Origin of the sequence: Sphaerisporangium dianthi (assembly GCF_042654065.1) — a bacterium.
GTDB classification, from domain to species: Bacteria; Actinomycetota; Actinomycetes; order Streptosporangiales; family Streptosporangiaceae; genus Sphaerisporangium; species Sphaerisporangium dianthi.
Genome location: NZ_JBHSFP010000021.1, coordinates 113,666 through 136,695, shown reverse-complemented (window position 1 = coordinate 136,695; position 23,030 = coordinate 113,666). Strand labels below are relative to the sequence as shown.

Below are 23,030 nucleotides of genomic sequence, written 5' to 3'. Positions count from 1 at the left end.
ACCTTGTGTACACTCACAGACGGACATCTAGCTACATACATGCCTAATCATGTATAAAGCAGTCAAAGCCCCTATCTGTGAGGTTCAGGTGTACAACTTCCTTGCCACCGTGCTCGCCAAGGCGGCCGTGATACTCGTTGAGGCCCTCGTCATCCGCCTCGTCCAGAACTGGGTGGAGAAGGCCCTGCCCGAAGCCGCCTGACCCGCCCGCACCGGCCTCCCGCCGGAACACCGCCTGCCGGACCGGCCGTCCGCCGGTCCGCGTACGGCTCGGACCTGCCTCCCGCCGGTCCAGGTGATGCCGGAACCGGCCGCCCGCCGGTTCAGGTGACGCCCAGGACCGGCCTCCCGCCGGTCCGCCTCGCCCGTTCACGGGCCGCCTGTGCCACCCGCCATGATTGAGGCGTGGAGATTGACGATGGGTGAGCGGCCCTACGTGCTGGCGTCGGTCGCGATGTCGATCGACGGCTTCATCGACGACACCTCGGACGAGCCGCTGGCCCTGTCCAACGAGGCCGACTTCGACCGCGTGGACGAGGTCCGCGCCGGGTGCGACGCCATCCTGGTCGGCGCGGGCACCATCCGCGCCGACGATCCGCGGCTCCTGGTCCGCTCGCCCGCCCGCCGCGCCGCCCGCGTGCGGCGAGGGCTCGGCGAGACCCCGCTGAAGGTCACGCTCACCGGTGGCGGCGACCTCGACCCGTCACGGCGCTTCTTCGCGCTCGGCGACGTCGAGAAGATCGTGTACGCGGCCGGCCCCGGCGCGAAGCGGGTCCGCGAGACCCTGTCCGGCGTGGCCACGGTCGTCGACGCCGGCGACCCGCTCGACCTCCCCGGCGTTCTCGCCGACCTGTCGGCGCGGGGGGTGCGGCGGCTCATGGTCGAGGGCGGCACCGCCGTCCACACCCTGTTCCTGGCCTCCGGGCTGGTGGACGAGCTGCACGTGGTGATCGCCCCTGTCTTCGTCGGCGCCGGGGACGCTCCCCGCTTCGTGGGCGCCGCGCCGTTCCCGTACGGCCGCGACCGGCGCATGCGCCTCGCCGAGGCACGGCCCATCGGCGACGTCGTCCTCCTTCGCTACCTCCCACCGGAGCGTTCCGATGCCTGAGACCCCGCTCTCGCCGGCCGAGACCGATCAGCTGTGGCTCGCGGAGACCATCGCGCTCTCGCGCCGCTGCCCGGTCTCGACCACCGCGTTCGCCGTCGGCGCCGTCGTCGTGGCCGGCGACGGCACCGTCCTGGCCACCGGCCACTCCCGCGAGGGCGATCCGCACGACCACGCCGAGGAGGCCGCCCTGGCCAAGATCGCCTCGGGTGACCCCCGGCTGGCCTCGGCGACCGTCTACAGCTCGCTCGAACCCTGCACCCGGCGGGCGTCACGTCCGAGGAGCTGCACCGAGCTGATCATCGCGGCGGGCGTCCCCCGCGTCGTCTTCGCCTGGCGCGAGCCCGACCTCTTCGTCGACTGCACCGGCGCCGAGACCCTGCGCGACGCCGGCGTCGAGGTCGTCGAACACCCCGGCCTCGCCCCCGCCGCCCGCGAGGTCAACGCCCACCTGTTCACCCGCTGACCCTTCCGGGGCCGGGCGGCCCCGGGATCACCAGGGGACCGTGGGATACCAGCCGTAGCCGAACATCGCGGGCAGGCGCACGTCCCAATAGAGCACGGTGAACGCGCCCGCGACGATGAAGGCGACGGCGGTGACCGTCACCAGGCGCCCCGGCCTCGCGGCCAGCCACCGGGCGAAGCCGCCGCGGCCCACCAGCATGAGCAGGGCGAACAGCACCGCCATCACCACGATGTTGCCGAGCGACTGCAAGATGAAGACCCCCGCGCCGTAGAACGGGTTGTGGGTCTCGGCGGCGTAGGTGAACAGCTTGTGGAACAGCGGGAACGGGCGTCCGATGAGGAAGCCCCCCACCAGCGCGCCTAGGACGACCAGGCGCGCGTGCGGGAAGCGCCGCTCCAGCGGAGCCAGCGGGTCGGGCACGACGCGCAGCGCGGCCAGGCCGAGCCAGACGAAGGCCAGGCCGATGATCCCGAAGACCACGCTCGCCTGGATCAGCCGTACGGGCAGACCGTCGCCCACGGTCGCGGTCGACAACTGCGGCAGGTTCTTGCCGATGAGGGCGCCGACGGCGCCGTACACGCCGCTGACCACGACCATGCCGAGCGCGAGCCGGCCGAGCGGGCGAAGCGTCTCGCGGAGCCGGTCACGCCACGAGAGGCCCTCGCGCACGAGCGGCACCACCGCGCCGAAGGCGGCGACGTTGCAGGCCGTGAACGTGCCGGCCAGTCCGGAGACGAACGCGAACACCGCTCCGGCCACCACGCCGGTGATCGCGGTGCCCTTGGCGTCGTACCCGAGCAGCGTGTTGGCGACGTTGTCCCCGATCACGCTGTCGACGAAGTGGAAGGACCAGAGTGCGGCGAGCGCCGCGCCGGCGAGGACGCTCAGCACGATAAGGCGGCCTCGATGAGGTGGTACGTCGCCCTCTAACGGGATCTGGTGGCTGCTCTCTGCGGACTCGGCAAGCGTCATGGCACATCCTGAAGTAAGGAGCGGACGTCGGGGGTGTGCTTGCTGATCAGTGGCCACTGCTCTCCGACTGTGAATCTCCCGCCGCCCCTCGTCAAGACCTCGTCCAGCCCTTGTCCACCCGCCCGGTCACCGGACGCGCCGCCGCCGCGGAGCGCGCCGCGCGCGGGGGACGCCCGCCCGCGGAGCGCGCCGCGCGCGGGGGACGCCCGCCGCCGGAGTCGCGCGGCATCGGCGTGCGCGGGCGTGCGTCTCGCGCGCGGAGGACACGCACGGCGGATGACCGCTCCCGGCGGTCGGAGCTCGCGTATTGTCCGGTTAAGCTGCACGGCGAGCCATTCACGGCGCAACCGACCATCCGCATGGAGAGGACGACGCATGTACAAGGAATTCGCGATCGAGGCCGTGATGTGGCTCATCCCGATAGTGGTGCTGCTCGGCATCGCCCTGCTGGTGACCGCGACCGCCTGACCTCCCGTTCCCCCCTTCGAGACGGCTCCGCCCAGACCGGGCGGGCCGTCTGCGCTCGTGGGCGGCGGTCCGCGCGACGTCGTCACGGACGGTGGCTTGTGAGCACGCGAGCGAGGTGTCACAGTGCTCGAAATTCTCGGGGTCGACCACTGGAGTGAGGAAGCGTACCTCGCGCTGATCGACGGCGACCCGCTCACCGCCGACGAGCTCGCCGGCGTCACGACCGTCGGCCGGGACCTGCTGGGCGCGGTGCTCCAGCGGCTGGAGGACCGCGGGCTGGTCTGCCGGGTCCCCGGACACCCGGTGCGCTACGCCGCGCTGCCGCCGGAGACCGCGATCGAGGTGCTGCTGCTGTCACGCGAACGCGACATCAAGCGCGTCCGCGCGCTCGCGCACCACCTGGGCGAACGGCACCGCACGGCCCGCTCCGGGCAGGACGCGGCCGAGCTGATCGAGGTCATCTCGGGACCGGACGCGGTCGCCAGGTCGGGCCAGCAGCTGCTGCGCAGGGCCCAGAAGACCATCCGCGGCATCGACGCCCCGCCGTACGCGCGGGCGATCGACGGCGAGCGGGTGTCCTCGCACGTCAACGTGCTGGAGCGGACGGTGCGGCGGCGCTTCATCCACGAGCACGGCACCCTGATGATGGCCGGCCAGACCCGGCACATCGAAGCGAGCCTCGCGGCCGGGGAAGAGGTCCGCGTCCTCGCGAACGTGCCGATGAAGATGATCCTCGCCGACGACGACCTCGGGCTCATCCCGCTGCGGGCGACTCCCCGGGTGCTCGACTCGTGCATCCTGGTGCATCCCTCCTCGCTGCTGGACGCTCTGTCGACGCTGTTCGAGATGCTGTGGCGGCAGGCGCAGCCGTTCCTGCTCGGTCAGGACGCCGCGGACGGGGCGGCCGCGGCCGGCTCGGCGGGCGCCGACGGGGAGCCGCCGCTCAGCAAGGAGGAGCGGCGCATCATCTCTCTGCTGGCTCTGGGCCTGCCGGACGAGGCGATCGCCCGCCAGCTCGACATGGGCCACCGCACCGTCCAGCGCCGGATCCAGGCGCTCATGGTGCGGCTGTCGGCCACCAGCCGCTTCCAGGCCGGCATCCTCGCCGCCCGCCGCGGCTGGTGGGACCCCGACGCGCACGATTGAGACGTTCTTCACCACCATCCGCCGGGCCCCCCGGCGCGACGTAGGGCCCGGAAGGCGTCCGGGCCGGCCGCCGGCGGTGTGGTGGGCCGGTCCCCGGGGACGGAGTGGTGTCCTCCGGGGACCGGCCGGTCATGAGGGCCGGTCCGGCCGCGGGCCGGTCAGCTCTGGCCGGGCTGGAGGGTGAAGTCACGGACGACGGCCGCGCCGGCGCTGATCCGTGCCTCCGCGGTGGCCGTCCGGTAGCCCGCGGCCGTCACCGTGATCCGCACCGGGTCGGCGCCCCGGTCCAGCCACGCCTCGTACCGCCCGGAGGCGTCGGTGGTGAGGGTGTGCCTGCCTTGCGCGGTGTCCAGGCGGACCGTCGCCCCTGGCAGAGGCGTGCCGTCGGGCCGGTGCACGGCGCCCGAGAGGCGTCCCCAGGACTTCGGCGGCTCCACCCGCATCTTCACCGGCACGGACGCCGACGGGTAGGGGGTGTCTCCCCCGACCGTCACCGCGGCCGTGTAGTCGGTGAGCGCGGAGGTGACGCGCTCACCGGCGTCCAGCTCCACGGTCACCGTGGTGCTGCGGCCCGGTTCCAGCCGGGTCGTGGCCGCCCGCGCCGACAGCCACGGGACGTCGGCGTACGGCCGGTCGTATCCGGGGAGCCTCACCACCTGGGCGCTGGGCCGGCCGGTCGCGACGTCGAGACCGCCGACCAGGTAGAACCCGGGCGCGCCCGCGGCGTAGGCGGCCGTCGTCGTGGCGTTCGGCAGCGCCTTCCAGGCGCCGGCCGCCGGGTCGTAGGCGTACCCCTCGTTGGTGACGGCGCCCAGGCTCATGCTGTAGCCGGTGGAGACCAGCAGCATGCCGTTCGCCACGGCGTACGCCGAGGTCGCCAGGTCCACCGGCATGTCCGCGATCGGCGACCATGCGTTGGCGGCCGGGTCGTAGACGTGCCCCTTGGCCAGGGTGCCCTCGCGGCTGAAGCCGCCGGCACAGTACAGCTTGCCGTCGATCCCGCCGCACGACAGGCCCGCGACGCCGTAGGGGTAGGACGCGGCCCTGCTCCAGCGGTCGGCCGCCGGATCATAGACCATGACGTCGCTGTTGTCGCAGCTCTCCGCGCCTCCGTCGGTCATGCGGCAGCCGCCGACGACGTACAGCTTGCCGTCGAGCGTCGCGGCGCCCGAGGAGCCGTACGCGGCCGGATTCGCGGCGAGGGTCCGCCAGGTGTCGGTCTTGGGGTCGTAGACCTCCGTGGACTCGACGGTGCCACCCATGCCGTTACGTCCGGAGGTGAGGTAGAAACGCCCGTCGATGAAGCCGCCGACCGCCGTCGACCGCCGGTACACCGGAGCGGCCAGCGTGGTCCACTCGCCGGTCTTCGGGGTGTAGGACAGCCAGTGGTCGGAGAAGTTGGTGGTCTCCGGGATCCTGCCCAGGCCGGCGTACAGCTTGCCGTCATAGGCGCCGGCGACCATGCCGGTGGACGGCTGGGGCATGTCGGTGACGGCCTGCCAGGCGCCGCCGCCCTTCGCGGTGACCGCGCCGGGAACCGTGGCGCCCGCCTTGCCGTCCGGCGTGATCTGGTCGCGGGGGACCTTCACCCGGTTGAGCGGCGCTCCTGCCGCCTGCGGCGAGGCGTCGGACACGGGTCCGGGCCGCTCGCCGAGCTTCACCGTGGCCGGCGCCGTGCCGGTGTTGCGCACGGTGAACTTCAGCTTCTTGTCAGCGCCCCAGGTGACCGAGGCCGACAGCTCCGCCGGGGACACCGCGAGCCGTCCCGCCTTCAGCGGGAAGTCCGCGCGGGTGACGCCGGTGGTGACCTTCGTCCGCGTGGTCGTCGCCGGGTAGTGGAACGCCGCCTTCTCGGCGGTGATCCGCCGCTCGCCGGTCTTCGGGGAGAACAGCCAGTACAGTCCGTCGCCGAGTGCCGGGTCCTCCGGCGCGGCCACGCTGGTGGCGAGGGCCGCCGTGCCCGCCACCGAGACGGTGGCGCCGGTGACGCCCGCGCCGGTGTTGGCGTCGGTCACCTTGCCGACGAGCAGGCCGCCCTGCGCGGGGGCGAAGGTGCGCGTGCCGACGGCGACCTTGTCGACCTCCCAGATGTTGCCGAGGCTGCCCACGTAGTGGAAGCGGATCCGCACGTCGCGCTTGCCGGCGAACGGCGCCAGGGACACCGTCACGTGCTCGGGCCCGACGATGCCCGGCGGCGTGCGCCACAGCGTGTACCAGTTCGCACCGCCGTCGAAGCTGACGTCCATGTCGGCCGTCGGGACGTTGATTCGCTGGGCCGGCGGGAAGTGGGTGTCGAACTCCACCACCGGCGTCTTCTCCGCCGACAGGTCGAAGGACGGGCTGCGCAGCTCGGTGTCCAGTTCGCCCCAGCCGTGGTGGAAGTCGTCGACGATCGCGAAACCGCCGCCGCCACCGGTCTGGTTGGACCGGCCGAGCGGGTCGTCGAAGTCCCAGCCGCCGTTGCCGGTGTTGTTCTTCACCGTCCAGCCGGTGGGAGCCGTCCGGCCCTCGAAGTCCTGGATCGACCCGCCGTGGTAACCCAGGGTGTACCCGGGGGCGTTCCCCTTGGCGGCGTCCACCGGCACGGCGACATTCGCGGTCACCGGGGCGGATCCGAGCGTCACCGTCCGCGTGACGGGCAGGTAGCCGGGGTAGTTCGCCGTGACCGTCAGCTTGTAGGCCGCGTTCTGCGGCAGCCTCACGCTGTAGCGGCCGGTGGCCGGGTCGGTGTGGACGGGCGCGCCGGGCACGCCGTCAACGACGATCTTGGCGTAGAGCGGCCAGCCGTGGCCGCCGCCGTCGGTGACGACGCCCGAGACGGTCTGCGAGGGCAGCGGGGTGAGCGCGACGTCCCGCGTGAGGGCGGCGCCGTCCTCCAGCGTCACGCCGTCGAACGACGCCTGCCCGTACCCGTAGGCGCTGACGGTGCCGGTGTAGGTGCCGGTCGGGATGGCCAGGCGGTAACCGCCGTCGGGTCCGGAGGTCGCCGTGTAGTCGCCGTACCGGACCAGCGCCCCCTTCAGCGGGGTCTTGGCGGCCGCGTCGGTCACCTTGCCGGAGATCGTCCCGTGCGGGCCGCCGCGGAAGGCCGCGACGCCCTTCGGGGTGCCGAGCCCGGTGGGCCCGTCGTATCCCTCGCCCGCCACGCACAGGTAGGCGGGCTCGCAGGAGGGCTCGGAGCCGAATCCGCACAGCCCCGCGGGGCAGCTGGCGTTGTCGCCCTTGGTCACGTCGTAGAGCGCGTCGTGCGCGGCGTAGGGGTAGGAGTTGGCGTCGGTGCCCTCCTGCGGGGTGCCCGCCAGCGCGTAGACACCGGTGATGATCGGGGAGGCGGCGCTGGTGCCGCCGTAGACGGCCCATCCGGTGTCGGAGTAGCTGTTGTACACCGCGACGCCGGTCACCGGGTCGCCGACGGCGGCGACGTCGGCGACGGTCCGCCCCGCGCAGCCGGTGTCGGACTGGAAGGCCGGCTTGACCGCGTACTGCGAACAGCCCGAACCGGGGGCGCCCCATCGGTCGATCCCGTTGGCGGACTTCCAGGTGGAGTTCCAGACCGTCTCGGACCATCCGCGCCCGGCGCCGGGGTCGCGCACCAGCGAGGTTCCGCCGACCGAGGTCACGTACGCCGAGGCGGCCGGGTAGGAGACCCCGTAGCCGAAGTCGCCCGAGGCCGCCACGACGGCCACGCCGGGATGGTCGTAGTGCACGTCCAGCGTTCCCTGGTCGGGATACTCGCGGTCGGTGCCGTAGGAGTTGTTGACGAACCTGGCGCCCAGCGCGACGGCCTGGTCCACCGCGGCACCGAGGTCTTCGGGGTAGTTGGTGTCGGCCTCGACGAGCAGCAGGTTCGCCCGAGGGGCGATCGCCGAGACCATGTCCAGGTCCAGGGCGATCTCACCGGCCCAGCCGCCGTCGGCCTTCGGGTAGTCGGTGCCGCCGCGCTGGTCCACCTTGCGGAAGCAGCCGTTCGCGGTCGTGCACGGCGGCAGGCCGTACTGGGCCCGGTACACCGCGAGGTCGGCCTCGGCGGTCGGCGCGTCGAAGGCGGCCACGACCGCGATGGTCTCGCCCGCGCCGCCGTCCGCCGGCAGGTCGTAGGCGTCGAGCAGGTCCGCGGGCCCGTGCCCCTCGGGGGTCGCCCCGGCGGCCATCGGGCCCATGCGGCGCGCGGCCCCTTCCGGCCGGCCGCGGCGCATGGCGAAGCAGCTGAACCTGCCCTCCGCGGGGGCGTCGCACAACGGCTGCGCCGAGTCCGCCGCCTTGGCCGCCTCCGCCGCGTCGGCGGGGTCGGGCGCTCCGGCCGGTTGAGGGGTGGAAGGGGCCTCCGCGGCCGGGGCCGGGTCAGATGAGGAAGACGCCACTGCGGCCGGGGCGGAGGTGGAGGGCGCCACCGCGGCCGGGGCGGGGGTCGGTGCGGCTTGCGCCGCGGCGCGGGGCGGCGCCCCAGCGGCGGAGGCGGGCTGCGCGGCGAACGTGAACGCCGCCATGACGGCGGCCGTGAGAAGAGCCACCCGACGGCGGCCCTTTCCTCGTCCCGGCCACGGCCGCGGTAGTGGTCTTGTCCAGGTACGCAAAGGGGGCGGCTCCTGCTCTCCAGGGGGTGCCGCCGGCCTGGCGGCGGGCGGCGGAGATCGGTGAATCTTCGGAGCTGAAACTCGTGGATCCAAGCAAGATCTTCAATATCGCCGGACGGCGGGATGGTGCCGTGACGCGTTCACGCCAGGGACACGCGGCGTTCAGGCGGTGGGGAGCAGGACGTGGACGGCGGTGTGACCTGGCCTGGTGTCGACGGTCACCGTGCCGCCGTGCGCGGCCACCACGGCCTTGACGATGGCCAGGCCCAGGCCGCTGCCGCCCGAGGCGCGGGAACGGGCCTTGTCGGCGCGGACGAACCGCTCGAACAGCTCGCCGCGGATCTCCTCGGGGATGCCGGGCCCGTCGTCGGCGACGATGAGCTCGGCCTTGCCGGGTCCGGGATCGCGGACCGAGACGGTGACGGTGGTGCCCGGCGGCGTGTGGGAGCGGGCGTTGCCCAGAAGGTTCGCGACCACCTGGTGCAGGCGGTCGGCGTCGCCGACCAGCGTGACCGGCTCTTCGGGGAGCTCCAGCCTCCACCGGTGGGCAGGGGCCGACACGCGGGCGTCTCCCGTCGCGTCGATCACCACGCGGGTGAGGTCCACCTGGTCGCGGGCCAGCGGCCGTCCGGCGTCGAGCCGGGCCAGCAGCAGCAGGTCGTCGACGAGCTTGCCCATGCGGGCCGACTCGGCCTCGATGCGCTCGAGGGAGTGCCGCACCTGCTCGGGCACCTCGCCGGGGTTGCGCCGGGCCAGCTCGACGTGGGCCCGGACCGTGGCCAGAGGCGTGCGCAGCTCGTGGCTGGCGTCGGCGGCGAAGGTCCGCATCCGCTGCTCGCTGGCGTGGCGCTCGGCGAGGGCCTCCCCCACGTGGCCGAGCATGCGGTTGAACGCGGCCCCCACCTGGCCGACCTCGGTGCGCGGGTCCTCGTCGGGCACGCCGCCGGGCAGGGTGACCTCGCCGCTGGCGAGCGGGAGCGTGCTGACCCGCCGTGCGGTGGCGGCCACCCGTTCCAGGGAGCGCAGCGACAGCCGCACCCCGATCGTGCCCGATACCCCGGCGACCAGCATCACCGCGGCGAAGACCACCAGCTCGGCGAGCTGCAGCCGGTGCACGGTGGTGTTGACGCCCTCCAGCGGCAGGCCGTTGACCAGGACGTCGCCGTCGGCGCCCGCGATGGCCATGACCCGGTAGTCGTCCAGGGTGGGCAGCTCGACGGTGTGGCCCCGCCCGTCCGCGGGGACGCCCGCCAGCACGGCCGCGTCCCCCGCGGACAGAGTGAGACCGGCGTGGTCGGGCGCCACCACGGCGGAGTCGGTCACCCGGCCGTCCAGCAGGCGTGCCCCGAGCGTGCCAGGCGCCTGTCCCCGGCTGTCGCCGTGCTCGCCGTAGTCCTCCCGGTGCTCCAGGCTGGCGGCGAACCGGCCGGCGGTCAGCGTCAGCTGCTCGTCCACCCGCTCCACCATGAAGCGGTCCAGGGCGATCGAGGTCGCCACACCGATGGTGGCGCAGGCGAGCGCGAGCAGCGCCAGAGCGCCGACGACCAGGCGCGCCCGGAGCGTGTGCGGCAACAGCCCGCTCATGGCTTCAGGACGTATCCGACGCCCCGGACGGTGTGGATCAGCGGCGGCCTGCCCGCGTCGATCTTCTTGCGGAGGTAGCTGATGTACAGCTCGACGACGTGGGCCTGCCCGCCGAAGTCGTAGGACCAGACCCGGTCGAGGATCTGCGCCTTGCTGACCACCCGGCGCGGGTTGCGCATCAGGAAGCGCAGCAGCTCGAACTCGGTCGGGGTGAGCTCGACCAGCACGCCGCCCCGGGTGACCTCCCGCGCGTCCTCGTCCATGGCCAGGTCGCCGACGACCAGCCGGTCGCCTTCGGCGGTCCTTGCCACGCCGGCGCGGCGCAGCAGCCCGCGCAGCCGGGCGAGCACCTCCTCCAGGCTGAACGGCTTGGTCACATAGTCGTCGCCGCCCGCCGTGATCCCGGCGATGCGGTCCTCCACGGCGTCCTTGGCGGTGAGGAACAGCACGCACACGCGGGGCGCCTCGGCGCGCAGGCGGCGCAGCACCTCAAGGCCGTCGATGTCGGGCAGCATGACGTCGAGCACCACCGCGTCGGGGCAGAACTCGCGGGCCGTGGCCACCGCGGCGGCGCCGTCGGCCGCCGTGCGCACCTCCCAGCCCTCGTAGCGGAGCACCGCGCCGAGCACCTCGGCCAGATCGGGCTCGTCGTCGACGACGAGCACGCGGACGGGCGTCCCGTCCGGGCGCAGCAGCTCAGGAAGATCACGGGAAGTCGCGCGCATAGTGGTACCAGCGTCCTCCCGGTCACCGTCGCCGTCCCTCTCAACCACCTCTGAGAATCCTATGAATCGTCCTGGTGTGCTCGGGTTCAGAGGGAATTGAGAAGTTCGGCTGGCACGGTGTGTCACGGATCGGACGAAAGGAGACTCCGTGGGCGCCACCTTCGCCGAGCGGACCACGACGGGCAGGTACCAGGGCGTTCCGCCCAGCGGCGCCCGCGCGCACCCGGCGGCCGTCCTGGCGGTCATCGCCGCGGGCGCGGTCGCCGTGCTCGCACTGTGGTGGGGGAACACCCCGGGCGTCACCGGGCCGGCCGACACGCTCACCGGCGCCGGCCGGATCACCGGGCTGCTGGCCGGGTACGCGATCGCGGTGCTGCTCGCGCTCATGGCCCGCGTCCCGGCGCTGGAGCGCGGGGTGGGTTCCGACCGGCTGGCCCGCTGGCACTCCATGGGCGGCCGGTACGTCGTCTGGCTGTGCGCCGCCCACATGCTGCTGATCATCTGGGGATACGCGGTGACGGACGGCACCGGTGTGGTCAGCGAGACGGTGACGCTGAACCTGAGCTATCCCGACGTGCTCAAGGCCACCGTGGCCCTGCTGCTGCTCATCGGCGTCGGGATCGTCTCGGCGCGCGCCGTCCGGCCGCGGATGCGGTACGAGACCTGGTTCCACCTGCACTTCTACACCTACCTGGCCGCCTACCTCGCCTTCGGGCACCAGCTCGCGACCGGCGAGGAGTTCATGTCGTCCCGGCTCGCCCAGGCGGCCTGGTACGCGCTCTACGTCGGAGTCGCCGTCCTGCTGGTCTGGTACCGGTTCCTCACGCCGCTGCGGCAGTCGTTCCGGCACCGGCTGAGGGTCGGCGACGTCGTCGAGGAAGGGCCGGGCATCTTCTCGGTGCACATCACCGGACGCCGGCTGGACCTGCTGCGGGCCGAGCCCGGCCAGTTCTTCCGGTGGCGGTTCCTGACCAGGAACCTGTGGTGGTCGCCCAACCCGTACTCGCTGTCGTCGGCGCCCCGGCACGACCGGTTGCGGATCACCGTCAAGGACCTGGGCGACCACAGCCGTGAGATCGCCCGCCTGCGCCCCGGCACCCGCGTGCTCGCCGAAGGGCCGTACGGCGCGTTCACCCCCGCCCGCCGCAAGGGCCGCAAGGTGCTGCTCATCGCGGGAGGAGTGGGCATCACGCCGCTGCGCGCCCTGTTCGAGTCGATCCCGGCCGAGCCCGGCGACCTCACCCTGCTGTATCGGGCAAGGCACGCCGATGACCTGGCGTTCCGAGCGGAGCTGGAGGCGATCGCCGTCCAGCGGGGCGCGGCTCTGCACTACTCCGTCGGCCCCCGCGACCAGATCGGCGAGCCGTTCACCCCCGAGACCCTCACCGCGCTCGTCCCCCACCTCCCCCACCACGACGTCTACGTGTGCGGACCCACCGGCATGACCGGGGACGTGATCGCGGCCCTCCGCGCCGCCGGGGTGCACAAACGGCGCATCCACCACGAATCTTTCGAGTTCTAGAGGATCTCCATGCGCAGAGCGATATTGGCCGTGCTCGTCACCGCAGTGGGCCTGGTGCTGCTGCTGTCCTTCAAGCCGCACGCGATGACCGCCGTGGCCGACCGCCCGGCCGCGCTGTCCCAGAGCGGCGGCGCCCCCCGGGGAGACGGCGTCCAAGACGGCGGCGGCAGCGCGGGCGACGATCAGGCGAGCGATCCCGGCGGCGTCACGACCCGCGGGGACGACGAGGGCGACGGCGAACAGGACGATGACGACGATGGCGGCCTCGGCCTCGCGACGCAGGCGCCGCCTGAGCCCACCGCGCGGCCCGGCGCCGGTCAGGACGCCAACGCGGGCGCCGGCGGCGGCAAGGCGGTCACCGGGGACGCCGCCGACACCCGCTGGGGCCCCGTGCAGGTGCAGGTCACGCTCTCGGGTCGCAAGGTGACGGCGATCAAGGTGCTCCAGTCGCCCGACGGCAACCGGCGGGACATCGTCATCAACGAGCGGGCGCTCCCCATCCTCACGCAGGAGGCGCTCACCGCGCAGTCCGCCCAGATCGACACCGTGTCCGGCGCCACCTACACCAGCGACGGGTACATCCGGTCGCTGCAGAGCGCCCTGGACAAGGCGGGCCTGTGACGCGCCACGTCGAGCACGCCATGGGCACGGTCTTCTCCCTGGACGTACGCGCCCCCCTCGCCGCGGCCCGGACACCGGACCAGGCGCCGGCCCGGGCGCACACGCGAAGCGACGCCGGCCGCGCCGAGCAGGCCCACGGGCACGCCGAGCGGGCCGTCGCGGAGGAGACCGTCGCGGAGGAGAGCGTCCGGCGGGCCGTCGCGGAGGCCGTGGCGTGGCTCCACTGGGTGGACGAGACCTTCTCGACGTACAAGCCGGGCAGCCCGGTCAGCAGGCTGGGCCGCGGCGAGATCGGACTCGCTGACTGCCCGCCGGAGGTCACGGAGATCCTCGGCCTGTGCGCCGAGGCCGCGGAAGCCTCTCGCGGATACTTCACGGCCTGCCCCGGCGGGCGCCTGGACCCCTCGGCCATGGTCAAAGGCTGGGCCATCGAGCGGGTCTCGCGCATGCTCACGCGGGCCGGAGCCGTGAACCACTGCGTCAACGGCGGCGGCGACGTCCAGCTCGCCGGGGCCGCGGCGCCCGGGCGCCCGTGGCGGGTGGGCGTCGCCGACCCCCTGCGCCCGGGCCGGCTCGCCACGGTGGTGGGACCTCCGTCCGTCCGGCCCGTCACGGCGGGGGGACGCCCGGGGCTCGCCGTGGCCGGCCCGGCCGCCAGGTTCGCCGTGGCGACCTCGGGAACGGCGGAGCGCGGGCCGCACATCATCGACCCGCACACCGGCCGGCCCGCGGCGGAACTGGCCTCGATCACCCTCACCGGCGAGAACCTGACCATGATCGACGCGTACGCCACGGCCGCGTTCGCCATGGGCCGCGCGGCCAGGAAATGGGTGGAAGGACTGGACGGGGTGGAGGCGTTCGCGGTGACGGCCTCGGGCGACACCTGGCGCACATCCGGCTTCCCCGGCGCGGCCCTGCCCGCGATGAACGGCGCCTGAGCGCCTCCCGCCGTCCTTCGCCCGAGGCTCCCGCCTCCGGCCGGCCCTGCCTTCGGGGTGAGCACATTCTGTTCGTCCGCCCGGTGAGGTGAATGCGTGCCCGGCCGGGGCACTGATGTCAGGAGAGCAGGGACGGACCGCGCGGCGGGCACACCGCCCGTGGCGGCCGACACGCGCCCCTCTACTGTGTGACGGGTCGCGCGGGAGAAACGGCGAGGCACGCTGCCCGGCCGGCCCCGCACAGGACGCATGCTCCGCCGACGCGGGAGAGGTCTGATGAACCGGCTGAAGGACGCCACGAGTCCGTACCTGTTGCAGCATGCGGACAATCCAGTCCACTGGTACCAATGGGGCGATGACGCCTTCGCCGAGGCGCGCAGGCGCGACGTGCCGCTGCTGATCTCGGTCGGCTACTCCGCCTGCCACTGGTGCCACGTCATGGCCCACGAGTCCTTCGAGGACCCCGGGACGGCGCGGATGATGAACGAGCTGTTCGTCAACGTCAAGGTCGACCGCGAGGAACGCCCCGACGTGGACGCCGTCTACATGAACGCCACCACCGCCATGACCGGGCAGGGCGGCTGGCCGATGACCGTGTTCGCCACCCCCGAGGGCCACCCCTTCTACACCGGCACCTACTTCCCGCGGCAGCGGTTCCAGCAGTTGCTGACCGGAGTGGCGCAGGCGTGGACCCGGCAGCGGGACGAGGTGCTCGCGCAGGGGACCAAGGTGGTGGAGGCGCTGAGCCAGGGGTCCGACCTGCCGCGCGGCGCGTCGCCGACGCCCGAGGTGCTCGAACGGGCCGTCGAAGACCTTTCCCGCACCTTCGACCCCGCCCGCGGCGGGTTCGGGGGGGCGCCGAAGTTCCCGCCGTCCATGGTGCTTTCGTTCCTGCTCAGGCACGGCACCCCGCGGGCGCTCTCGATGGCCGAGAAGACGCTGGACGCGATGGCGCGCGGCGGCATGTACGACCAGATCGGCGGGGGGTTCGCCCGCTACAGCGTGGACGCCGGCTGGGTCGTCCCCCACTTCGAGAAGATGCTCTACGACAACGCCCTGCTGATGCGGGTCTACGCCCACTGGTGGCGCGCCTCCGGCTCCCCTCTGGCCAAGCGCGTCGCCATCGAGACGGCCGAGTGGCTGCTGCGCGAGATGAGCACCCAGGAGGGCGGCTTCGCCTCGGCGCTGGACGCCGACAGCGAGGGCGAGGAGGGCAGGTTCTACGTCTGGACGCCCGCGGGCCTGCGCGAGGCGCTCGGCGACGAGCACGGCGCCTGGGCGGCCTCGGTGTTCTCGGTGACCGAGGAAGGGACCTTCGAGCACGGGACCTCGGTGCTCCAGCTCCTGTCCGACCCGGTCGACCAGGCGGTGCTCACCGACGTGCGCAGAGACCTGCTCAAGGCCCGCTCGGCCCGGGTGCGCCCCGGCCGGGACGACAAGGTGGTGGCCGCGTGGAACGGGCTCGCCATCGCCGCCATGGCCGAGGTGGGGGCGCTGTTCGATCGGCGCGACCTGGTGGGCGCCGCGCGCTCCGCCGCCGAACTGCTCGTCCGGGTGCACCTGGACGGCTCCCGCCTGGCCCGCACCTCGCGGGACGGCCGGGTCGGCGCCAACGCGGGGGTGCTGGAGGACTACGCCGACGTCGCCGAGGGGCTGCTGGCCCTGTACGGGGTCACCGGGGAGAGCCGGTGGTTCGACCGGGCCGGCGACCTGCTGGACACGGTGCTCGACCGGTTCCCCGACGGGCGCGGCGGCTTCTACGACACGGCCGACGACGGCGAGCGGCTGTTCCAGCGGCCCCAGGATCCGACCGACGGGGCCACGCCGTCCGGGCAGTTCGCCGCGGCCGGGGCCCTGCTGTCGTACGGGGCGCTGACCGGGTCCTCGCGCCACAGGGAGGCCGCCGAGGCCGCCCTGGGCACCGTGACGACGCTCGCCGACCGGCACGCGCGGTTCGCCGGGTGGGGCCTGGCCGTGGCCGAGGCCGCCCTGGCGGGGCCGGTCGAGGTCGCGATCACCGGCGCGCTCGACGACCCGCGCACCATCGCCCTGCACCGCACCGCGCTCATGGCCGGGACTCCCGGCACGGTGATCGCGCTCGGGGACGGCGGGGTGCCGCTGATGGAGGGCCGCGGCCTGGTCGGCGGCCGGCCCGCCGCCTACGTGTGCCGCCACTTCACCTGCCGGGCCCCGGTCACCACCCCCGCCGACCTCGCCAAAGAACTCCGCGCGGCCCCCGCCTCCTGAGACCCACACGCCCGCCGCGACCCGTGGTCAGCGGAGGCGAGGGCGGACGCCGGAGGTCTCCACCGGCAGGCCGCCTTCGCCGGAGACCATGCCGAGGCTCCGCACCGGAGCTCCGTACTGAGGCTCCGTACCGGGGCTCCGCACCGGAGCTCCGTACTGGAGCTCCGTACTGGGGCTCCGTACTGGGGCCGTTCCGGGGTCAGCCCGGTGGGGGCGGGGCCTCCACCGGGAGATCGTCGGGAGCCGGCGGGTCCGCGTTGTTCGGGTCCCCATCGGGGCCGCCGCCGTTGGGGTCACCCGCGTTCGGGCCGCCGTCGGGGCCGCCGCCCTCGGGGCCGCCCCCGTTCGGGCCGTCCGGGTCCCGGCCGGGTGGGGTGCCGTCCGGCTGCCCGTTCGGCCCTGCGGTGGGCTGCTCGTCGGGCGGGGCGCCGCCGTCGGGGCCGCCCTCCCAGCCGGTGTCGCCCCAGCCGCCCCATCCGTCGCGGGCGTCGCGGCCGTCGCCGCCCCACCCGCCGTGGTAGGGGTCGTAGGTCGCCGAGCCGGGGAAGTCCTTCACCGGCTTGCCCGCCATCGCCTCCGCCATGAACGCCCGCCACACCTGCGCCGGCAGCGACCCGCCGAACAACGCGCCGTACCCGGGGACGCTCACGGTCTTGTTGTCGTCGCGGAACATGTTCACGGCGGTGGACAGCTGCGGGGTGTACCCCACGAACCACACGGCGCCGGAGGAGTCGCTGGTGCCGGTCTTGCCCGCCGCCGGGCGGTCGTACAGGCGGGCCGCCGTTCCCGTGCCGCTCTGGACGACCTGTTCCATCGCGAACGTCGCGTCGGCGGCGGTGCTCTCGCTGAAGGCCCGGACGCCGGGGACCGTGACCTTCCTGGTGACGCCCTTGGCGCTGGTCACCGAGCGGATGACGTGCGCCTCCCTGTGGACGCCGTCGGCGGCGAAAGTGGCGAACCCGGACGCCTGCTGGACGGCGCTCACCGACGCCGTGCCGAGCGGGAAGGTCGGGTAGTCCTTCTGCTTGACGATCTGGTCGGCGGGGATGCCCGCCGCCTCGGCGGCCTTGGCGACCTTCGCCAGCCCGACCTTCTGCCCGAGGTCGACGAACGCGGTGTTCACCGAGTTGCGCGTGGCCTCCACCAGGTCGATGGCGGCGCCGTAGGACGTGCCGCCCGAGTTGGGGATGGGCTGCTTGGCCGAGGCGACCCTGATCGGCGAGTTGCCCTCGACCCTGGTGTTGAGGTCGAGGCCGTTCTGCAGGGCGGCGGCCAGCGTGTACGGCTTGAAGGTCGACCCTGCCTGGACCTTCGCCGAGAAGGCGTTGTCGTACTGGTTCGCGGCGTAATCTCTGCCGCCGTAGAAGGCGACGACCTCGCCGGTGTCCGGCGCGACGGCCGCGAGCCCGGTGCGCACCTTGTGCGAGGTGTCCTCGGGCAGGGTCTCTTCGACGGCGCGCTCGGCCGCGGCCATGAGCTTCTTGTCGAGCGTCGTGGTGATCTTGAGGCCGCCCTGCTGGATGTCCTCGTCGGTGTATCCGCGCCGGTTCAGCTCGGCCCGCACCTGGGCGAGGACGTACCCCTTCTGCCCGGTGAGCGAGAGCGGGTTCTTGAGCTTGGCGAGCGTGGGGAAGGTCAGCGTCGCGGCCTCGGCGGGGCCGAGCGCGCGCGTCTCGACCATGGCCCTGACGACGTCCTGCCAGCGGGCCCTGGCGGCGTCCAGGTCGGTGCCCCGCGGGGCGGCGAACCGGGACGGCTGCTGGATCACCGCCGCCAGGTAGGCGCCCTGGGCGGTGGTCAGCTTGTTCACGTCCTTGCCGAAGTACGCCTGCGCGGCGGCCTGGATGCCGTACGCCCCCCGGCCGAAGTAGATGGTGTTGAGGTACTGCTCCAGCACCCAGGACTTGGACCTGGACTGGTCGACCTTCAGCGAGATCATGATCTCTTTGAGCTTGCGCGTGGCCGACCGCTCTTGGCTGAGCCCGCTGTAGTAGTTGCGGACGAGCTGCTGGGTGATCGTCGAGCCGCCCTGGATCTGGTTGCCGGTGACGGTCGACCACATGGCGCGGGCCGTGCCCCCGATCGACACGCCCTGGTCCTGGTAGAAGGTGCGGTTCTCAACGGAGATGACCGCGTCGCGCACGACCTGGGGCACCTTGTCGATCGGGACGTTCTTGCGGTTGACGCCCTGCCGGGCGAGCACGGTCTTGCCGTCGCGGTAGTAGATCAGCGAGCCCTGGGCGGTGGCGAGCTTCTGCGTGGTGTCGGGGATGGGAGTGAGCACCCACACTACGGCGAAGACGGCGGCCAGGCCGAGCACGACGATGCCGCCGACGATCACGAAACGGCGGAGGAGGCGCCGTCCGAACCGGCGCTTGCTGTCTGCGTCCCGCACGGCGCAACCCCCGATCTACGGCTCAGCTACCCCCGCGAGCTGGGCGGATCGTCTACGGCAAACGATACGTAACGGTGCGTCGCCCGTCGAGCCCGGGTGGCGGGACGACGTGCCGCACCCCTCCGCGGCCGTCCGACCCGCCTCACGGCGAACCGGACCCCGGCCGACCCGGCGAACCGGAGGCCCACCGGCTCCGCGGCGCCGGCGGCGCCGTCGATGCGGGCGGTGCGGGCTTGCCGGCGGTGCGGGCGGTGCGGCGCACCCTAGCGGCCGCGGTGACGGGGAACGTCCGCGACCAAGGGCAGCACCCTGTAGGCGACCGGCGTGTCGAGCGCGATCACCGACGACGTGCGCACCACCCCCTCGACGTCCACGATCAGGTCGATGACCCGCTGCAGGTCGGCGTTACTCAGTGCGACCACACGGCACAGCATGTCACCACCGCCGGTGATCGTGTGCACCTCCAGCACTTCTGGAATGGAAGCGAGCAGCACGCCCACCGGCTCATGGCCGCTGACCTGCCGGATCTGCAGGGTGACGAACGCGGTCACCTGGTAGCCCAGCGCGGCGGGGTCGATGTCCGGCCCGAAGCCGGTGATCACGCCGTTCGCCGTCAGCCGGTCGAGCCTGGCCTGCACCGTGCCGCGCGCCACGCCGAGCCGTCGGGACGCCTCCAGGATGCCCACGCGCGGCTCGCGGGCGAGCAGCGCGATCAGCCGCGCGTCCAGGTCGTCGATCGTCATGCTGTACAGCATCACCGGTGTCCGCCCGCCTCCGCTAGGCAATCTGCCCATCGAATCTGGTAACACTTGCACATTCAGGCCATTCCATCCGAAAGTGGCCCCATGAGCGATGTATTTCCCGTACACGGCATGGACGCGGTGGTGTTCGCCGTGGGCAACGCCAAGCAGGCGGCCCACTACTACTCCTCGGCCTTCGGGATGCGCCTGGTCGCCTACAAGGGACCCGAGACGGGGAGCCGTGACGAGGTGGCGTACGTGCTCACCTCCGGCAGCGCGCGCTTCGAGCTGCGCGGCTCGGTGCGCCCCGGCACCGAGATCGCCCGCCACGTGGCCGAGCACGGCGACGGCGTGATCGACCTGGCGCTGGACGTGCCGGACGTGGAGGCCGCCTACGCGCACGCGGTCGCCGCGGGCGCCCGGGGCCTGGCCGAACCGCACGTCATCGAGGACGAGCACGGCAAGGTCGTCATGGCCGCCATCGCGACCTACGGCGAGACCCGGCACACCCTGGTCGACCGCGCCAACTACAGCGGCACGTACCTGCCGGGCTACGCGCCCGCCGCGCCCCTGGTCGAGCCGCCGGACAAGAGGTACTTCCAGGCCGTCGACCACTGCGTCGGCAACGTCGAGCTCGGCAAGATGGACGAGTGGGTGGAGTTCTACAAGCGCGTCATGGGCTTCACCAACATGGCCGAGTTCATCGGCGACGACATCGCCACCGAGTACTCGGCGCTGATGTCCAAGGTCGTCGCGAACGGCACCCGCAAGGTCAAGTTCCCGCTGAACGAGCCGGCGGTCAGCCGCAGGAAGTCGCAGATCGACGAGTACCTCGAGTTCTACGGCGGGCCGGGCGTCCAGCACATCGCGCTGGCCACCAACGACATCGTGCGCACCGTCGAGCGGATGCGCGCCGCCGGGGTGGAGTTCCTCGACACCCCCGACTCCTACTACGACGACCCGGCGCTGCGCGCGCGCATCGGCGAGGTCCGCGCGCCGATCGAGGAGCTCAAGAAGCACCGCATCCTGGTGGACCGCGACGAGGACGGCTACCTGCTGCAGATCTTCACCAAGCCGGTGCAGGACCGTCCCACGGTGTTCTTCGAGTTCATCGAGCGGCACGGCTCCCTCGGCTTCGGCAAGGGCAACTTCAAGGCGCTCTTCGAGGCCATCGAGCGCGAGCAGGCCCGGCGCGGCAACCTCTGACCCTCCTCGCACGGCCACGCAACCCCCCACGTGGCCGTGCCTCCGTCACGGCCGTGGCCCCCGCACGACCGTGACCGGCGCCCGACCGGGCCCGCCCCCGGCCCGGTTTGGCGTCACCGCTTCCTGGCGATCAGTCACGCATGAGATCACCAGGAGGCGAGCCGCCGTACGGCGGTCCCCCGGACGAGCCGCACGAGCCGCACGAGGGACCGCCGTACGAGCCGCCCCACCGACCGCACGAGGGGCCGCCGTACCGGCCGCACGCCGGGCAGCCGTACGGTCCGCAGGGCGACCCCTCGTACGGACCGGGAGGCGGACAGCCGTACGGTCCGCAGGATGGCCCCTTGTACGGGCCGGGCGGCGGACAGCCGTACGGCGCGCGGCCCTGGGAAGGGTACGACCAGGGCGGGCCGCCGTACGGGCCCTGGGGCGCGCCGCTCGGCGGGCGGTGGCGCAGGCTGTTCGCCGGCCTGGTGGACATCCTGATCGTCGGCGTGCTCACCTCGCCGTTCTCGGCCACCGTCACCGAGCGGGCCGCCGACGGCTCCATCGAGGCCGTCCGCACCGTCAACGGCGTGGGCGTCGCGGTCATCTGGTTCCTGTACTTCTGGCTGCTCACGGCCTTCTGGAACGGCCAGACCCTGGGTAAGAGGCTGTTTCGCCTGCGGGTCGTGCAGTTCCCCACCCAAGAAGCCGTCACGGCCGGGCAGGCTGCGGTCCGCGAGATCGTCTACGGCGTCTTCGGCGTGGTGTGCTGCCTCGGCGTGGCCGACCTGCTGTGGATCCTGTTCGACGGAAAAAAGCAGGCCCTCCACGACAAAGCCGCCTCCACCATTGTGGTGGACGCCTGATGACCTGCGGTTCTTCACGTAGGCTGCCTGACATGCGGTTCAAGGGTGCACGGCGGACGACGACCGCCCTGCTGTCGGTCACGGTCCTCGCCCTCAACGCCTGCTCGGCCTCGAACGGAGCGACGGCACCCAGCGCGGCGCCCGGCGCCCCCGAGGCGCAGAGCAGCACGATCGGCGCGGCCGGCATCGGCGATCCCGACTTCCCCACCGACGGCAACGGCGGCTACGACGTCGAGCACTACGGGCTGAAGCTGTCCTACGACCCGACGTCGAAGAACCTCTCGGGCACCGCCGACGTCAGGGCCCGCGCCGCGCAGCCCCTGTCCCGCTTCGACCTCGACCTGCACGGGTTCACCGTCCGCAAGGTCAGCGTGGACGACAGGCCCGCCAAGTTCAGCCGACAGGGCGACGAGCTGGTCATCCACCCGGCCGGGGCGCTCGCCAAGGGCGCGGTGTTCAAGGTCACCGTCGACTACGGCGGCCGGCCCGACCCCGTCCGCAACTCCTCCAACCTCGGCACCTACGGCTTCATCCCCACCAAGGACGGCGCGTTCGTCACCAGCGAGCCCAACGGCGCCCGCACCTGGTTCCCCAGCAACGACCATCCCGCCGACAAGGCGACGTTCGACTTCGACGTCACGGTCCCGAGCGGCGTCACGGTCGTCGCCAACGGCGAGATGCGCGGCGCGCCGGTCACCTCCGGCGGCCGCTCGACGTTCTCCTGGCGCGAGGCGCACCCCATGGCGACCTACCTGGCGACGATCACGCTCGGGAAGTTCACGGTCAAGACCGGCCAGTCCGCCGGCGGCATCCCGGTGTACGCCGCCACCGACCCGGCGTTCCGCGACGGCCTCGGCATGCTGTACTCCACGTCGGCCAAGGTCACCGACTACTGGTCCACGGTCTTCGGGCCTTACCCGTTCTCCTCGACGGGCGGGGTCATCGACGACTTCTCCGCCGGCTACGCGCTGGAGAACCAGACCAAGCCCATGTACGGCGGCTTCCAGCCCGATCAGAGCATCATCGCCCACGAACTGGCCCACCAGTGGTTCGGCGACAGCCTGAGCATCACCCGCTGGAAGGATTTGTGGCTCAACGAGGGCTTCGCGACCTACGCCGAGTGGCTGTGGGCCGAGCACACCGGCGGGACGAGCCCTCAGAAGACCTTCGAGGACTACTACTCGGCCAAGGACGCCCCGATGTGGAAATATCCCCCGGGCGCGGCCCAGCGCGACGACCTGTTCAACAACTCGGTGTACGTGCGCGGCGCCATGACCCTGCAGGCACTGCGCCGTAAGATCGGCGACGACACCTTCTTCCTGCTGCTGCGCACCTGGACCGACCAGCACAGGTACGGCGGCGTCACCACCGACGAGTTCATCAAGCTCGCCGAGAAGCTCAGCGGCAGAACCCTCACCCCCCTCTTCGACGCCTGGCTCTACAAACCCACCCGCCCCACCCTCCAGTGAC

General features: G+C 72.7%; 16 protein-coding genes. 10 read left to right on the top strand and 6 right to left on the bottom strand.

Features of this window, described 5'->3' with window-relative positions; all coding sequences use genetic code 11:
• The first annotated feature begins 418 nt into the window (after window positions 1-418).
• Together ACFO60_RS26415 and ACFO60_RS26410 are read left to right on the top strand one after the other, a co-directional pair.
• Window positions 419-1,108, top strand: a complete 690-nt coding sequence (locus ACFO60_RS26415) for a RibD family protein (RefSeq protein WP_380844691.1) — start codon at window positions 419-421, stop codon at window positions 1,106-1,108.
• Window positions 1,101-1,571, top strand: coding sequence for a deaminase (locus ACFO60_RS26410; RefSeq protein WP_380844688.1), 471 nt, complete (start codon window positions 1,101-1,103; stop codon window positions 1,569-1,571). Before ACFO60_RS26415 ends, ACFO60_RS26410 begins: the two co-directional genes overlap by 8 nt.
• A 27-nt stretch (window positions 1,572-1,598) precedes the next feature.
• On the opposite strand, the gene ACFO60_RS26405 is transcribed toward ACFO60_RS26410, so the two are convergent.
• The gene (locus ACFO60_RS26405; protein WP_380844685.1) at window positions 1,599-2,543 is read right to left on the bottom strand and encodes a hypothetical protein; all 945 of its coding nucleotides are present in this window, start codon (window positions 2,541-2,543) and stop codon (window positions 1,599-1,601) included.
• A gap of 591 nt (window positions 2,544-3,134) precedes the next feature.
• Between ACFO60_RS26405 and ACFO60_RS26400 the strand changes: the two genes are divergently transcribed.
• The gene (locus ACFO60_RS26400) at window positions 3,135-4,157 is read left to right on the top strand and encodes a helix-turn-helix domain-containing protein (RefSeq protein WP_380844682.1); all 1,023 of its coding nucleotides are present in this window, start codon (window positions 3,135-3,137) and stop codon (window positions 4,155-4,157) included.
• Between the two features lie 158 nt (window positions 4,158-4,315).
• On the opposite strand, the gene ACFO60_RS26395 is transcribed toward ACFO60_RS26400, so the two are convergent.
• The 3 genes from ACFO60_RS26395 to ACFO60_RS26385 form a co-directional block, all read right to left on the bottom strand.
• The gene (locus tag ACFO60_RS26395; RefSeq protein ID WP_380844679.1) at window positions 4,316-8,668 is read right to left on the bottom strand and encodes a carboxypeptidase regulatory-like domain-containing protein; all 4,353 of its coding nucleotides are present in this window, start codon (window positions 8,666-8,668) and stop codon (window positions 4,316-4,318) included.
• A 225-nt stretch (window positions 8,669-8,893) separates the two neighbouring features.
• On the bottom strand, window positions 8,894-10,315 hold the full coding sequence (locus ACFO60_RS26390; RefSeq protein WP_380844676.1) for a sensor histidine kinase: 1,422 nt from the start codon (window positions 10,313-10,315) through the stop codon (window positions 8,894-8,896).
• On the bottom strand, window positions 10,312-11,040 hold the full coding sequence (locus tag ACFO60_RS26385) for a response regulator transcription factor (RefSeq protein WP_380844673.1): 729 nt from the start codon (window positions 11,038-11,040) through the stop codon (window positions 10,312-10,314). Before ACFO60_RS26385 ends, ACFO60_RS26390 begins: the two co-directional genes overlap by 4 nt.
• A gap of 148 nt (window positions 11,041-11,188) precedes the next feature.
• Here ACFO60_RS26385 and ACFO60_RS26380 point away from each other — a divergent pair, with 148 nt between their 5' ends.
• The 4 genes from ACFO60_RS26380 to ACFO60_RS26365 all read left to right on the top strand — a co-directional run bounded on the left by ACFO60_RS26380 (window position 11,189) and on the right by ACFO60_RS26365 (window position 16,368).
• Entirely contained in the window at window positions 11,189-12,562 is a 1,374-nt protein-coding gene (locus tag ACFO60_RS26380) for a ferredoxin reductase family protein (protein ID WP_380844670.1), read from the top strand.
• 9 nt (window positions 12,563-12,571) lie between these two features.
• A complete protein-coding gene (locus ACFO60_RS26375) occupies window positions 12,572-13,183 on the top strand; it encodes an FMN-binding protein (RefSeq protein WP_380844667.1) in 612 nt (203 codons plus the stop codon).
• Window positions 13,180-14,121 carry an FAD:protein FMN transferase gene (locus tag ACFO60_RS26370; RefSeq protein ID WP_380844664.1) on the top strand — a complete coding sequence of 314 codons (942 nt, stop codon included), beginning with the start codon at window positions 13,180-13,182 and terminating at the stop codon, window positions 14,119-14,121. The genes ACFO60_RS26375 and ACFO60_RS26370 overlap by 4 nt, the downstream gene beginning before the upstream one ends.
• Window positions 14,122-14,397: 276 nt before the next feature.
• The gene (locus ACFO60_RS26365) at window positions 14,398-16,368 is read left to right on the top strand and encodes a thioredoxin domain-containing protein (RefSeq protein ID WP_380844661.1); all 1,971 of its coding nucleotides are present in this window, start codon (window positions 14,398-14,400) and stop codon (window positions 16,366-16,368) included.
• 199 nt (window positions 16,369-16,567) lie between these two features.
• Here ACFO60_RS26365 and ACFO60_RS26360 read toward each other — a convergent pair whose 3' ends face one another.
• Together ACFO60_RS26360 and ACFO60_RS26355 are read right to left on the bottom strand one after the other, a co-directional pair.
• Window positions 16,568-18,763, bottom strand: a complete 2,196-nt coding sequence (locus ACFO60_RS26360) for a transglycosylase domain-containing protein (protein WP_380844658.1) — start codon at window positions 18,761-18,763, stop codon at window positions 16,568-16,570.
• 263 nt (window positions 18,764-19,026) lie between these two features.
• Window positions 19,027-19,506 (bottom strand): Lrp/AsnC family transcriptional regulator, encoded by a 480-nt coding sequence (locus tag ACFO60_RS26355; RefSeq protein WP_380844655.1) that lies wholly within the window; start codon window positions 19,504-19,506, stop codon window positions 19,027-19,029.
• A 102-nt stretch (window positions 19,507-19,608) separates the two neighbouring features.
• On the opposite strand from ACFO60_RS26355, the gene hppD reads away from it, so the two are divergent.
• From hppD to ACFO60_RS26340, 3 genes are all read left to right on the top strand, one after another.
• On the top strand, window positions 19,609-20,709 hold the full coding sequence (gene hppD / locus ACFO60_RS26350) for a 4-hydroxyphenylpyruvate dioxygenase (protein WP_380844652.1): 1,101 nt from the start codon (window positions 19,609-19,611) through the stop codon (window positions 20,707-20,709).
• Between the two features lie 140 nt (window positions 20,710-20,849).
• Window positions 20,850-21,560, top strand: coding sequence for an RDD family protein (locus ACFO60_RS26345; RefSeq protein WP_380844649.1), 711 nt, complete (start codon window positions 20,850-20,852; stop codon window positions 21,558-21,560).
• Between the two features lie 32 nt (window positions 21,561-21,592).
• Window positions 21,593-23,029: a M1 family metallopeptidase gene (locus ACFO60_RS26340; protein WP_380844647.1), complete on the top strand. Its 1,437-nt coding sequence runs from the start codon at window positions 21,593-21,595 to the stop codon at window positions 23,027-23,029.
• Window position 23,030: the final 1 nt, after the last annotated feature.